This is a genomic window from Microbulbifer mixtoriginis (SeqCode), from assembly GCF_052466695.1.
The window spans coordinates 4,247,501-4,261,149 of sequence record NZ_CP174285.1; the positions used below are offsets into that span (position 1 = coordinate 4,247,501).

8 protein-coding genes, 2 tRNA genes and 2 rRNA genes are annotated in these 13,649 nt (G+C 50.9%); 5 read left to right on the top strand and 7 right to left on the bottom strand.

The features are described from left to right. Nucleotides 1-21: 21 nt before the first annotated feature. The 4 genes from ACJJI0_RS18585 (at nucleotide 22) to rrf (ending at nucleotide 3,684) form a co-directional block, all read left to right on the top strand. Nucleotides 22-98 (top strand) — tRNA-Ile (locus ACJJI0_RS18585). Between the two features lie 27 nt (nucleotides 99-125). Then, nucleotides 126-201 (top strand) — tRNA-Ala (locus ACJJI0_RS18590). 283 nt (nucleotides 202-484) lie between these two features. Continuing rightward, nucleotides 485-3,365: ribosomal RNA gene (locus tag ACJJI0_RS18595) — 23S ribosomal RNA — on the top strand. A 203-nt stretch (nucleotides 3,366-3,568) separates the two neighbouring features. Beyond that, a 5S ribosomal RNA gene (gene rrf, locus ACJJI0_RS18600) occupies nucleotides 3,569-3,684 on the top strand. A gap of 793 nt (nucleotides 3,685-4,477) precedes the next feature. On the opposite strand, the gene ACJJI0_RS18605 is transcribed toward rrf, so the two are convergent. From ACJJI0_RS18605 to ACJJI0_RS18625, 5 genes are all read right to left on the bottom strand, one after another. Beyond that, nucleotides 4,478-5,890 (bottom strand): M20/M25/M40 family metallo-hydrolase, encoded by a 1,413-nt coding sequence (locus ACJJI0_RS18605; protein WP_444883734.1) that lies wholly within the window; start codon nucleotides 5,888-5,890, stop codon nucleotides 4,478-4,480. A gap of 29 nt (nucleotides 5,891-5,919) precedes the next feature. After that, nucleotides 5,920-6,270 (bottom strand): hypothetical protein, encoded by a 351-nt coding sequence (locus tag ACJJI0_RS18610; protein ID WP_444883735.1) that lies wholly within the window; start codon nucleotides 6,268-6,270, stop codon nucleotides 5,920-5,922. Between the two features lie 3 nt (nucleotides 6,271-6,273). Beyond that, nucleotides 6,274-7,041, bottom strand: coding sequence for a TSUP family transporter (locus tag ACJJI0_RS18615; RefSeq protein WP_444883736.1), 768 nt, complete (start codon nucleotides 7,039-7,041; stop codon nucleotides 6,274-6,276). Next, nucleotides 7,025-7,657 carry a lysophospholipid acyltransferase family protein gene (locus tag ACJJI0_RS18620; RefSeq protein ID WP_252084477.1) on the bottom strand — a complete coding sequence of 211 codons (633 nt, stop codon included), beginning with the start codon at nucleotides 7,655-7,657 and terminating at the stop codon, nucleotides 7,025-7,027. Before ACJJI0_RS18620 ends, ACJJI0_RS18615 begins: the two co-directional genes overlap by 17 nt. Nucleotides 7,658-7,727: 70 nt before the next feature. Further along, on the bottom strand, nucleotides 7,728-9,311 hold the full coding sequence (locus tag ACJJI0_RS18625) for a peptide chain release factor 3 (RefSeq protein WP_444883737.1): 1,584 nt from the start codon (nucleotides 9,309-9,311) through the stop codon (nucleotides 7,728-7,730). Nucleotides 9,312-9,594: 283 nt separating this feature from the next. Here ACJJI0_RS18625 and ACJJI0_RS18630 point away from each other — a divergent pair, with 283 nt between their 5' ends. Continuing rightward, nucleotides 9,595-11,358: an aminopeptidase P family protein gene (locus ACJJI0_RS18630; protein ID WP_444883738.1), complete on the top strand. Its 1,764-nt coding sequence runs from the start codon at nucleotides 9,595-9,597 to the stop codon at nucleotides 11,356-11,358. 83 nt (nucleotides 11,359-11,441) lie between these two features. On the opposite strand, the gene ACJJI0_RS18635 is transcribed toward ACJJI0_RS18630, so the two are convergent. After that, nucleotides 11,442-12,113 (bottom strand): response regulator, encoded by a 672-nt coding sequence (locus tag ACJJI0_RS18635; protein ID WP_444883739.1) that lies wholly within the window; start codon nucleotides 12,111-12,113, stop codon nucleotides 11,442-11,444. Between the two features lie 5 nt (nucleotides 12,114-12,118). Further along, nucleotides 12,119-13,561 carry an ATP-binding protein gene (locus tag ACJJI0_RS18640; protein WP_444883740.1) on the bottom strand — a complete coding sequence of 481 codons (1,443 nt, stop codon included), beginning with the start codon at nucleotides 13,559-13,561 and terminating at the stop codon, nucleotides 12,119-12,121. Nucleotides 13,562-13,649 lie beyond the last annotated feature (88 nt).

The following is a 13,649-nucleotide window of genomic DNA, read 5'->3' on the forward strand; positions in this document are numbered from 1 at the left end:
ATTCCCAAGGGTATGATTTATAGGCCTGTAGCTCAGCTGGTTAGAGCGCACCCCTGATAAGGGTGAGGTCGGCAGTTCAAGTCTGCCCAGGCCTACCACTTTCCTCGGAAACACTTATCGAAAATGGGGCTATAGCTCAGCTGGGAGAGCGCCTGCCTTGCACGCAGGAGGTCAGCGGTTCGATCCCGCTTAGCTCCACCATTTCCTAATCCACATTAGAAGTCAGAAAACTGAATTTTTAGCAGTTTCTCGCTGTTTGAGAATAAGAATTCAGCTTTCTGATTTTTACATCAGATGCTCTTTAACAAGGTGAAATAATTTGTAGTAATACACTGCAAGGCGAGGTTGAGTATCTCTTTTTTTAGAGAATAATACTCAACATCAAAAATATTGTGTGTCTCTCAAGCACACAATCCGGCGTTCAGGCCAATGATTTATCGTTGAGTCTGAATGTTAAAGTCGTTAGTAGTCGTTTGTGTTGTATGGTCAAGCGACTAAGCGTATACGGTGGATGCCTTGGCAGCTGGAGGCGATGAAGGACGTAGGAGCCTGCGAAAAGTCTAGGGGAGCTGGCACACAAGCTTTGATCCTAGAATGTCCGAATGGGGAAACCCACCTGTTTTACAGGTATCCATAACTGAATACATAGGTTATGGAGGCGAACCCGGGGAACTGAAACATCTAAGTACCCGGAGGAAAAGAAATCAACCGAGATTCCCTGAGTAGCGGCGAGCGAAAGGGGATTAGCCCTTAAGCTCTTTATGTTTTAGTGGAAGGTTCTGGAAAGTACCGCGATACAGGGTGATAGCCCCGTACACGAAAAGGCATTTAGAGTGAAATCGAGTAGGTCGGGACACGTGTTATCTTGACTGAATATGGGGGGACCATCCTCCAAGGCTAAATACTCCCAGCTGACCGATAGTGAACCAGTACCGTGAGGGAAAGGCGAAAAGAACCCCGGAGAGGGGAGTGAAATAGAACCTGAAACCGTATACGTACAAGCAGTAGGAGCCCTTCGGGGTGACTGCGTACCTTTTGTATAATGGGTCAGCGACTTATTGTCTGTAGCAAGGTTAACCGCTTAGGGGAGCCGTAGAGAAATCGAGTCTTAATAGGGCGTTTAGTTGCAGGCAATAGACCCGAAACCCGGCGATCTATCCATGGGCAGGTTGAAGGTTGAGTAACATCAACTGGAGGACCGAACCCACTAATGTTGAAAAATTAGGGGATGACCTGTGGATCGGAGTGAAAGGCTAATCAAGCCGGGAGATAGCTGGTTCTCCTCGAAAGCTATTTAGGTAGCGCCTCGCGTCTCACCCTCGGGGGTAGAGCACTGTTTGGGCTAGGGGGTCATCCCGACTTACCAACCCCATGCAAACTCCGAATACCGAGGAGTGCAATCGCGGGAGACACACGGCGGGTGCTAACGTCCGTCGTGGAAAGGGAAACAACCCAGACCGCCAGCTAAGGTCCCAAATACCAGTTAAGTGGGAAACGATGTGGGAAGGCCCAGACAGCTAGGAGGTTGGCTTAGAAGCAGCCATCCTTTAAAGAAAGCGTAATAGCTCACTAGTCGAGTCGGCCTGCGCGGAAGATATACCGGGGCTAAAACTGGTAACCGAAGCTGCGGATGCTCTTAGGAGCATGGTAGAGGAGCGTTGTGTAAGCCGTTGAAGGTGGATCGGGAGGTCTGCTGGAGGTATCACAAGTGCGAATGCTGACATGAGTAACGACAAGGGAGGTGAAAAACCTCCCCGCCGGAAGACCAAGGGTTCCTGTCCAACGCTAATCGGGACAGGGTTAGTCGACCCCTAAGGCGAGGGCGAAAGCCGTAGTCGATGGGAAACAGGTTAATATTCCTGTACTCGCTATTGCTGCGACGGAGTGACGGAGAAGGCTAGGCCAGCATGGCGATTGGTTGTCCATGTTTAAGGTTGTAGGCTGGGGACTTAGGCAAATCCGGGTCCCTAAGGCTGAGAACTGATGACGAAGCCCACTTGTGGGTGAAGTGGTTGATGCCCTGCTTCCAGGAAAAACTTCTAAGCTTCAGGCAATAGTGAATCGTACTCTAAACCGACACAGGTGGTCAGGTAGAGAATACCAAGGCGCTTGAGAGAACTCTGGTGAAGGAACTAGGCAAAATGGTACCGTAACTTCGGGAGAAGGTACGCCGGTTTTGGTGATGGGACTTGCTCCCTAAGCTGAGGCCGGTCGAAGTGACCAGGTGGCTGCGACTGTTTATTAAAAACATAGCACTCTGCAAACTCGTAAGAGGACGTATAGGGTGTGACGCCTGCCCGGTGCCGGAAGGTTAATTGATGGGGTTAGCTTCGGCGAAGCTCTTGATCGAAGCCCCGGTAAACGGCGGCCGTAACTATAACGGTCCTAAGGTAGCGAAATTCCTTGTCGGGTAAGTTCCGACCTGCACGAATGGCGTAACGATGGCCACGCTGTCTCCACCAGAGACTCAGTGAAATTGAAATCGCTGTTAAGATGCAGTGTACCCGCGGCTAGACGGAAAGACCCCGTGAACCTTTACTACAGCTTTGCACTGAACTTTGAGCCTACTTGTGTAGGATAGGTGGGAGGCTTTGAAGCAGTAACGCTAGTTACTGTGGAGCCGTCCTTGAAATACCACCCTGGTATGTTTGAGGTTCTAACTCTGGTCCGTTATCCGGATCGAGGACAGTGTATGGTGGGTAGTTTGACTGGGGCGGTCTCCTCCCAAAGAGTAACGGAGGAGTACGAAGGTGCACTCAGCATGGTCGGAAATCATGCAATGAGCATAATGGTATAAGTGCGCTTGACTGCGAGACAGACATGTCGAGCAGGTACGAAAGTAGGTCATAGTGATCCGGTGGTTCTGTATGGAAGGGCCATCGCTCAACGGATAAAAGGTACTCCGGGGATAACAGGCTGATACCGCCCAAGAGTTCACATCGACGGCGGTGTTTGGCACCTCGATGTCGGCTCATCACATCCTGGGGCTGAAGCCGGTCCCAAGGGTATGGCTGTTCGCCATTTAAAGTGGTACGCGAGCTGGGTTTAGAACGTCGTGAGACAGTTCGGTCCCTATCTGCCGTGGGCGTTGGAAATTTGAGAAGAGTTGCTCCTAGTACGAGAGGACCGGAGTGAACGAACCTCTGGTGTTCGGGTTGTCACGCCAGTGGCATTGCCCGGTAGCTATGTTCGGACGGGATAACCGCTGAAAGCATCTAAGCGGGAAGCCTCCTTCAAGATTAGATTTCCCTGACTCCTTGAGAGTCCTAAAGGGCCGTGGAAGACTACCACGTTGATAGGCTGGGTGTGGAAGCGTTGTGAGGCGTTGAGCTAACCAGTACTAATTGCCCGTGCGGCTTGACCATACAACAGAGATGGTTACTAACGACTAGCTAAGCTAGCGGATTGTGGAATGAAAGACACACAATGATCGCTTGCGGTGTATTACTACAGATTGTTTTACCGACTTATTTGGGGTTATCGCCGGTCACCAGACCGAGGCAAACAGCGATAACACGGCAGGCCAAGCAGATTGCTTATAAGACCAACGCCAACCCAAGCCAGTTTGCCTGACGACAATAGAGTTGTGGAACCACCTGATCCCTTGCCGAACTCAGAAGTGAAACGCAACATCGCCGATGGTAGTGTGGGGCTTCCCCATGTGAGAGTAGGTCATCGTCAGGCTTCTAATCCGAAAAGGGCCACCCAATAGGGTGGCCCTTTTTTTATGTACAAAAATATTGAATGCATAAAAAAATAAAAACAGAGAATAAAAAATAAAATTCAAAATACAGAAAAATAAAAAGCCCAATCGAATTTTTACTCGCAACACTCCCGCCGAAAAATCCAACTCGGTAAATGCCAATGAAAAAAGCGCAGGCTCTAAAAAGCTCCGAAGAGCCTTCCCTCCTATAAATAAAGCGCTTTCTTAAGTTTTTTCTGTAAGGAAAAAATGAAAATACAAAAAAATAACGCGCTTTATTTAATCTGTACCTCAAGCACCACCAAAAAAACACCTGAAATAAAAAAAGTGCTCTTTAAACTAGAAAAATCATTGCGTTGAAAAAAACGGCGCAGAAATAACAATAAAAATACCGGTGATTTTTTGCACGTTTTAATGAACCTGTGCAACCACGGGGCCTGGCGCGGATATACCGCAGTTATGCACAAGTCTATCCAGACTTTCTGTTAATAACGCCAAGCGGTGGAAAGTGGATAAATGGCTGGTGTTTTTTTACCCGTTGAAAAGGGCCCCGCGGAAACAGGGGCCTGAGCGTGGATATCCCTGAGTTATACACAGCTCTATCCATGGATTCTGTTAGTAACAGCCTGTTAATGGAATGGTCATCAGCAGGAAACAGAAATATGCCTTGGTGCTGTGGGTAACTTGGAGAATGGTACGAATAGGGTAGTTGGCAGGTGAGGTATAAAGAGCCTCCGCAGGGGAGGCTCTTATCGTGGTTGATAGGTGCTTAGTTTACTCTTTTATTTTTGAGGGAATTCGGCCGAGGTCATCTTCCATCTCGGTGGCAAGGAAGGACATCACCACCCAGGCTGCGACGTTCTGGCGCAGGTTCTCTGGCTTCACCTTATCGAGGGTATCGTTAGGGGTATGGTGATAGTCGAAGTAGTCGGTACCATCCTGGTAGAGACCGAAGGCAGGGACTCCTTCGGCGACAAACACACTACTGTCTGGTCCGCCATAGGATTTGTTATGTCCGCGCTCGATGCCAAGAGGTGCTAGTAATTGCATCATTTGGTCGGCAATATCGAATTTACTCTCAGGCAAACGAGTATCAAATCTCCAGATCTTACCTGCGCCAAAGTCAGACTCAGAGATGGCAATAATATTATCCAGCTCGTGACGATGTGCATCTAAATACTGCTTGGCACCGACCAGGCCAATTTCTTCGGCGCCGAAGAGAACTACTCGCAGGGTACGGCGAGGACGCTTGGGGAGCTCGGCAATCAGGCGAGCGGTCTCCATTACTATGGCGACTCCGGCGCCATCATCCAGCGCTCCGGTACCTTCATCCCAAGAATCCAGATGGGCGCCAATAATCATGACTTCTTCGGGTTTCTCGCGGCCAGTAATTTCTCCAATAACGTTAAATGATGGGCCATCACTGTGACGCTGATTATCTATATCGAGCTTAACTTCTACCGGCTTGCCACGTTTCAACATGGCTTCTAAAAGGTTGGCATCCGGGGCTGACAGTGCCAGTGCGGGAACTGGGTTTTCGACATCATTAATAGACATCATGCCAGTATGGGCAAAGCGGTCAGAGTCTGTGCCCACGGACCTTAGGAGCAGTGCGGCAGCACCTTTCTCAGCGGCTGCACGCATACCTTTACTGCGCCCTTGCACTGCAGGGCCGTAGCCTTCACCCGTACGAGCTTTTTCCATACGCTTGTTGATGAAGGCTATTTTCCCTTTTACCTGTTTAGGGGAGGCTTGCAGTAGGGCTTCAACATCGGGAAACTCGACGATTTCCGCAGTAAGGCCACCTTTGGGGGTTGCTACGCTATAGCCCAGGGAAGACACCACCAGTGGTTGGGGGTAGGGCGAAACCACCTGGGCGTGGGCATGTCCACGTGTCCAGCGGGGTACTTCAATTTGCTCTGTATAAACCCGATCGAACCCCAGGGATTTCATTTTTTCCTGGGCCCAAGCCACTGCACGCCGATCACCTTCCGTACCTGCGCGGCGGGGGCCCACTTCTACCGTCAAGGATTCAACGATGCTAAAGGCATCGGAAGAAGCCAGGGCGCGATCACGCAATACTTCTGCCACGGACAGATCTTCCTGGGGTAGCGGCTTCGCCTGGGCGATGCTGATTGCTGTAGTTGCAATAAAGGCCCCAGTGAGGGTCAGTAGTGGTTTAAACATATGTTTATCCTTGATTAAAGCTCGTTGACTCAAGATCTAGGTTGTTTGTTAGGTGTGTTGACAAGTAGCCTACTGCGAATATGCCGCAGTTGTTCCAGCCCCTTCTCGGTAAATAAATAGGGCGGGTGATCACTGGACTCGTGCTCTTCTATTTCGAGACACTTGAGTCGCATTGCTTCCAACTCAGGATCATGGCGCATTGGTATCGCCACTAGGGCACGCCATTCACTCTCGCTAGCTTGGCCGGTGATAGCATCCTCCAGGCCTTTAATAAAGCTGGCCCTGTCCATACGAAATCGCGGAGTGCGCAGATGCATTAATGTCCAGATCACAATGACAAAAGCACAGAAGGACAGTAGCAGAGTGAGGAACAGGGTCACTTTCTAGGGCTCCAGCAGTAATTTTATCGCGATGGACATAGTAACGAGAATAACTACAGGCTTAATCAGTTTGGCTCCATGGGAAATAACCAGGTTAGATCCTAATCTTGCACCGATAATCTGGGTGCCCGCCATAGTGATACCGACTATCAGTGAAAAGTATCCACCCAGCATAAATATAACCAGTGAGGTGATATTGGTGGCCAATACCAGCGGTTTGCTTGATGCTGTGGCTTTACGCATGTTGTAACCCAGTAGAGCGGCGAATGCCAGGGCATAGAAGGCCCCTATTCCAGGACCAAAAAAACCTCCATAAAAACCAATCCCACCACCAATCAGAATGTTAAATAGCCCAGGGCTTATTCTGGATTTAGAGTCAATATCAGAAATTCGCGGCGAAAATGCGAAGTAGAGGGCGATGACGATAATTAATATCGGCAGTAGGGTATCGAGTATGTCTCCCCCGACTTTGGTGACTGCCCAGGTACCCAGGGCGGAACCAAAAACGGCCGCTATCAAGCCCGGCCACAGGGGTTTCAGTTGTAAGTGCCCTTTTCGAAAGTAGTTGAAGCTGGATGAGAGAGTACCGAAAACGGCCTGGAATTTATTGGTGCCGAGGGCATCTAGGGGGGGGAGGCCAGCCCATAAGAGTGTGGGCAGGGTTAGTAGGCCTCCGCCGCCGGAGATAGCGTTGATAAAGCCAGCGGTGAAAGCCACCGCGGCGAGTATCAAATATGTGCTAAGGGTTAAATTGCTACTGAATTCTATCACGGGAGGAATCACTGCCCTCCAAGAGATCGGTTTGCATATTGTGGTGAAACCCCTGGTATTTACTGAAGCGACGCTGGATTTCCGTCATATCCTCTTCCAGGTTTCCCGTGGGATGGTAGAGGGAGTCCAGGCAGAAACGCTTGCGAGAAAAGTCCCAGGCAACCAGTAAAATTGGTACCTCGGCAGCATAAGCAATTCGCAGGAAGCCACTTTTCCACTTAGTGACTTTCTTGCGAGTTCCCTCGGGAGTTATACCGACCCACATTTTTTCGTTATTGCGGTATTGCCTAGCTACCTGTTTGGCGATGCCCCCTGCAGAACCACGATTGGTGGGCACACCACCGAGCCACATAAAGAGATTTTTAAAGGGGAAGAAAAAAGCTTCCTTCTTCATGAGCCAGGAAATTTTCACCCTATAGGCCATGATAAAAGGCATGGCCACGACAAAGTCCCAGTTGGAGGTGTGGGGGGCCAGGGCCACCATCACTTTTTTTTCCGGAGGGAAGGTACCTTCCAGGCGCCATCCCATCAGCCGGATCAGCAGCCTACCAATAGCAGCGGTCAGGCCGTTGCCTAGGCGGGGCATTTCTTCCGGTAATTCTTTCTGCTGACTCATTATTGATCTCTCTGTCTACTGCTCAAACATCCTGGAACTGACAAGCGATTTCAGGAAAAGTCCACCCAAGTTAATGCTCGCGGGTGGCGTAGAAGCGAATATCCGGATAACGCTCCTCTGCCAACTGCAAATTCACACGGGTAGGCGCTAGGTAGGTCAGGTGTCCACTGCCATCTATGGCGAGGTTGGTACTTGCTTTGCGTTTAAAGTTTTCCAACTCTTTCACGCTCTCGCTTTCCACCCAGCGAGCAGTATTTACATTTACATTTTCATAAATGGCTTCCACCTTATATTCGTCCTTGAGGCGATAGGCGACCACTTCAAACTGCAGGACACCGACGGCGCCGACAATAATGTCGTTGTTATCCAGTGGGAAAAATACCTGGGTAGAGCCCTCTTCGGAGAGCTGCTGCAAGCCCTTTTGCAGTTGCTTTAGTTTTAAAGGATCTTTCAGGCGAATACGACGGAATAACTCCGGGGCGAAATTGGGAATGCCGGTAAACTTTAGAGACTCACCTTCAGTAAAGGCATCTCCGATCTGGATAGTGCCATGGTTGTGCAGGCCGATAATATCACCGGCAATAGCCTCTTCCACGTGGGTTCGGTCGCCAGCCATAAATGTTACGGCGTCGGCAATTTTTATATCTTTGCCGATGCGTACATGTTTCATTTTCATGCCACGGCTATAAGTACCGGAACAGACGCGCATAAAGGCAATACGGTCGCGGTGTTTGGGGTCCATATTGGCCTGAATCTTAAACACAAAACCGGAGAACTTTTCTTCGTTTGGCTCTACCTGGCGCTCCTGGGTGGCGCGAGGCTGAGGGCCCGGGGCCCATTCGACAAATCCATCGAGCATTTCACGTACGCCAAAATTACCAAGCGCTGTGCCGAAAAATACCGGAGTCAGTTCGCCAGCTAAATAAGCTTCCAGATTGAATTCGTGGGTAGCGCCGCGTACCAGTTCGATTTCCTCGCGGATGTCCTCGGCATATTCGCCGAGTAGCTCATCGGCCTCAGCGGAGTCGAGCCCTTTGATCTGGATATCGTCGGGAATTGTGTGACCCTGGCCTTGAGTAAATACGTGAATCGTATCGGTGTAGAGGTTGTATACCCCTTTAAAATTTTTACCGGAGCTCAGTGGCCAATTGATGGGGGCGGCTTGGATATTCAAGACTTCTTCAATTTCATCCATCACTTCGATGGGGTCGCGAATATCCCGGTCCAGTTTGTTGATAAAGGAGAGAATCGGCGTAGTGCGCAGTCGGCACACATTCATCAATTTGATGGTGCGGTCTTCGACACCCTTGGCGCCGTCAATAACCATCAGAGCAGAGTCGACTGCAGTGAGTACCCGGTAGGTGTCTTCGGAGAAGTCTTCGTGCCCGGGGGTGTCCAGCAGGTTAACCGTGCGCTCCTTGTAGGGAAACTGCATCACCGAGGAGGTGACGGAGATACCCCTTTCTTGTTCCATGGTCATCCAGTCGGAGCGCGCGTGGGGACCTTTTTTCCCTTTAACCGAACCTGCCAGCTGAATGGCATTTCCGAATAAAAGTAGCTTTTCGGTCACGGTTGTTTTACCGGCGTCCGGGTGGGAAATAATAGCGAAGGTACGGCGGCCGGCGTAGCCCGCCAGGGAAGAACTCTGGCCCATATTTTAAGATTCGATCACTCGATATTCGGAATAAAAACAGGTCTGCATTATACACGCCGGCGCTGATACAAGGGTGGGGTATACTGCGAAATTGGCCTCTGAAATTGGGGCATAAAAACCATTTCGGCAGTGTCAATAGGCGGAGCTGCCAGCACTGCTGGCACTCCAGAACATCTTTTTGAATAAATTCGACTTTTCAGTCGAGTCAAGGTCATCACAAAGAACAGTGACTAAGCATGGGGCTACAGAAGTGGCTCGGGTGCTGGGAAACCATGGGGGAAGTATGAGTCAGGAACGATTACAGCGAGTGCGGGAGGAGTTGCGGCGACAGGGCGTGGAGGCTTTCCTGGTTCCCCGCGCCGATGAGTATCAGAATGAATATGTGCCCGCAGCAGATGAGCGTTTGGCCTGGATTACTGGCTTTACTGGATCTGCGGGCATGGCGGTGATTGGCCTGGATAAAGCTGCTCTTTTTGTAGATGGTCGCTATACCCTGCAAGGCCAGCAGCAATTGGGAGACCTGCCCATAGCCCTGGAGGATCTAAATAGCGAGGTTATTGCCCGTTGGGTGGGTGATCAGCTGCGTTCGGGTCAGTCTCTGGGCTTTGATCCTCGCCTGCATACGGAGCCGGGGTTGGCGCTGTTGAAAGAGTATTTGGCTGAACGAGATATTGCCTTAAAGCCCTTGGAGCACAATCCCATTGATACGATTTGGCTCGACCGGCCAGCATCTCCCTGTGGCCAAGCCTGCCCCCACCCCTATGTGTTTACTGGTGAGCACTCCAGTGAAAAGCGCCAGCGCATCGCCACTCTTCTCGCCGAAAAGCGTGTAGATGCTCTGTGGCTGGCAAATCCCGAGAGCTGTGCCTGGCTGTTCAATATTCGTGGAGACGACATTCCCCATTTACCTGTAGCACTATCCAGTGGAGTGCTCTTCAGAGACGGCAGCGCAATTTTGTATCTGGCCGAACCGGCAGTTGGTGAGGGGCTTTTGGAGCACCTTAATCGGGAAGTGATGGTGGTAACCGAGAAGGGCCAGCTGTTTGAAGGTCTGCGCCGCCGCCACGTGAACAGGATTTGGGTAGACCCCACAATTAGTAACTGTTGGACTCTGCAGCAGCTACGCGCTCTGGATTTGCAATTGCTATTGGAGCGTGACCCTGTGACCCAGGCCAAGGCGTGTAAAAATTCCGTAGAGCTGGCGGGCTCCAAGGCAGCGCATGAGCGCGATGGTGCAGCGCTGTGTGAATTCCTAGCCGAACTGCCCACTGCAGTGGCAGAAGGTTTGGATGAACTGGCTGCGGTGAAGCTGCTTTACAGCAAGCGTCAGCAGCGCGAAGGCTTTCGCGGCAATAGCTTTGAAACTATTTCGGGCTATGGTCCCAATGGTGCCATAGTGCACTACCGGGTGAGCGAGGAGTCGAGCTTGCCGATGGCTCCTGAGGGCATTTTCCTGTGCGACTCGGGCGCTCAATATCCCGATGGCACCACGGATGTGACTCGTACAGTGGCCCTGGGAGAAATTCCTGCACTTGCACGAGAGCACTTTACCCGTGTGCTCAAAGGACATATTGCCATCGCTACCCTACGCTTTCCGCTGGGCACCTGTGGAGAGCAGATCGATGCGATTGCACGTAGATCTCTATGGGATGCCGGCTTGGATTACGCCCACGGAACAGGTCATGGTGTTGGTAGTTTCCTAAGTGTGCACGAAGGGCCACAGCGTATCGGCAAAGCGGTTACCAATACCCCGTTACAGCCCGGTATGATTCTTTCCAATGAACCGGGTTTTTATCTTACCGGTCAATACGGTATTCGTATTGAAAATCTGGTGTTTGTAAAAGAGAGTGTGGATTACCAAGGTTTTTTGCAGTTTGAGGAATTAACGCTGGCGCCGATCGATCGGAGTCTGATTGATACTACACTTCTCACCGCGCAAGAGCTGCAATGGTTGAACTGTTACCACCAGCGTGTGCGGAAGATCATTACGCCTCTGGTGAATGAAAAAACGGCTTCCTGGTTACAGAAAGCCACCGAGGCTTTGTAATTTGATCGCTGGGAGCTCAGCTCCCAGCATCTCTTTTGCGGCTCTATCAAAATACAGAGTACTACGCGTTTACACTGTAATAATTACTGCACCTCAAATTTGTATCCCGCACCGTAAACTGAATGGATTAATTCTTTATCCGGCAGCAAGGCCGCAATTTTCTTGCGCACTTTTTTTATGTGGCTATCGATAGTTCGATCGCTGATTACCCGGTAGTCGGAATAAATACGATCCATGATTTGTTCTCGGGAAAAAATACGGCCGGGCTCACTGTAGAGAAGCTCGAAGAGATGGAACTCCAGGGCCGTTAAGCCCACGTCTTGGCACCCGATCAACAGTTGACCGGTGTTGCGCTGCAGCTGGATCTCCCCGAGTTTTTGTTGCTCGGAGCTGTGCGTACGACGCAGAACGGCTTTGACCCGCGCCACGATTTCTCTGGGGCTATAGGGTTTACACACATAGTCGTCCGCTCCAATTTCCAAGCCGCGCAAGCGGTCAGCCTCTTCAATTCTGGCGGTCAGCATAATAATCGGTACGCTGCTGTAGCGGCGGATTGCCGTGCAGATCTCCAATCCGCCTTTCCCCGGTAACATCAGATCGAGCAAAATCAGGTCTGGGGGTTGGGCCTCGACATGGGGGATGACCTCATTGCCATTGGTGAGTATATCGGCCTGATAGCCAGCTGCTTCAAGGTAATCCAGCAGCAAGTTGGCCAGTTCTATTTCATCTTCGACAATTAAAATCCTTGCGCCCATTATTCCTACCATTTGATCCTCTCGCTGAGAGGGAGATAAATACTAATTTCCAGGCCGCCCAGGCGAGACGGGCCAGCGGAAATACTGCCCTCGTGGGCTTGGACAATATTCTGGCAAATCGACAGCCCCAGGCCCGCCCCCCCGGTTTCTCGGCTGCGCGAGACTTCGGTGCGATAGAGACGATCGAAAAGGTGAGGCATATCTGCACTGGTGACTCCCGGAGAGGAATCAGCAAAGGTGATAATAGCCGTTTGCGCTTCCGCGCGGGCATGTATTTTAAGTTGGCCACCGTTATCTGTATAACGCAAGCTATTGGTGAGGAGGTTGCCAAACAATTGTTGTAGACGTGCCTCATCAGCGTAAATTAGTTTGTTTTCGGCCAACTCACACTGCAATTGCAAATCGATATTTTTCTCGGCAAAGGCACTGTGAAAATCCTCAACTACCTTGATCAGCAATGGGCCCAATGAGAGGTCGGATTTGCAATAGTTCAAGGCCCCGGCATCGGATAGCGAAAGCTCATAGAGGTCGTTTATCAAGCGGCTGAGCTGGCGAATTTTATCGTGCAAAATATTGAGATTTTCCGGTGTGGCGGTGCGTACACCATCCTGCAGGGCTTCAATTTGCCCTTTGAGTACTGCCAGTGGAGTGCGCAGCTCATGGGAGATATCGGCCATCCAGCGATTGCGTGCGTGCTCGTTGGCCTCTAGGGTTGCCGCCAAGCGGTTGAAGTCTGCACTCAGCTGGCCAAGTTCGTCGCGCCGCTCGATATCAATTCGGGTTTTATAATCTCCCGAAGTGAGGCGGTGGGTGGCTTCGGCCAGGCGTTGGATAGGGCGTACCAGCTGCCAGGCCAGGGGTAGGGCAATGGCTAGGGCAACGAGAAAAGTGGCGATGGAGATCAGCGCAAAAGTGCGGGATAACTCCCGGATAAAACCCTGTTCATAATTATTGGAGAGCTCGGGCGGTGGATTGATAGTGAGGTAGCCAACAGTTTTATCTGCTACTTTAATTGGCTGATAGAGCAATTCTTTTTCCGGTGCTGGTCGACCAATTACGAGTCGCTTTTCACTGTCAAAAAGGCTTAGGCGTGGCCCCAAGCGGTTACCCATAGGCGGGCGATGGCCTGGCCCGAACATGCCTCGCGGTGGCCTTCCATCAGGTGGTGGGGGTGGCGGTAAGCGGTCGAAGCGACGAAAGATTGTTTGTCTGTGCAGGTCAATCCACTCGGAGCCATTCGCTTCTAGAGATTTCCAGCTGCCCTTACGACGGTAAAAGCTTTCCAGTGCCTGGACCAGTCCTTCCACATCGCGCAACTCTTGTGCACGCATATAAGCCTGAAAACCGTGGCTGAAACTCCACTGGAAAAAAACAAACATACCACCGACAGTAATCGCCGTGGTGAGTAAAAAAGCCAGGCTGAGTTTGTTGCGAATATTTAACGACATCTTTTTTGCAGTCCTTCCTACGGACAGTGGGTATAGCGGACTCTCCCGTTCCACCATTTTGGGCTTTGCCCGTTCGGATGATTCTCCA

Excerpts from the sequence above, each read along its gene's own strand:
- ACJJI0_RS18625 (WP_444883737.1), bottom strand. The coding sequence starts at position 9,311 with ATGGGCCAGAGTTCTTCCCTGGCGGGCTACGCCGGCCGCCGTACCTTC.
- ACJJI0_RS18635 (WP_444883739.1), bottom strand. The coding sequence starts at position 12,113 with ATGGGCGCAAGGATTTTAATTGTCGAAGATGAAATAGAACTGGCCAAC.
- ACJJI0_RS18605 (WP_444883734.1), bottom strand. The coding sequence starts at position 5,890 with ATGTTTAAACCACTACTGACCCTCACTGGGGCCTTTATTGCAACTACA.
- ACJJI0_RS18640 (WP_444883740.1), bottom strand. The coding sequence starts at position 13,561 with ATGTCGTTAAATATTCGCAACAAACTCAGCCTGGCTTTTTTACTCACC.
- ACJJI0_RS18630 (WP_444883738.1), top strand. The coding sequence starts at position 9,595 with ATGAGTCAGGAACGATTACAGCGAGTGCGGGAGGAGTTGCGGCGACAG.
- ACJJI0_RS18620 (WP_252084477.1), bottom strand. The coding sequence starts at position 7,657 with ATGAGTCAGCAGAAAGAATTACCGGAAGAAATGCCCCGCCTAGGCAAC.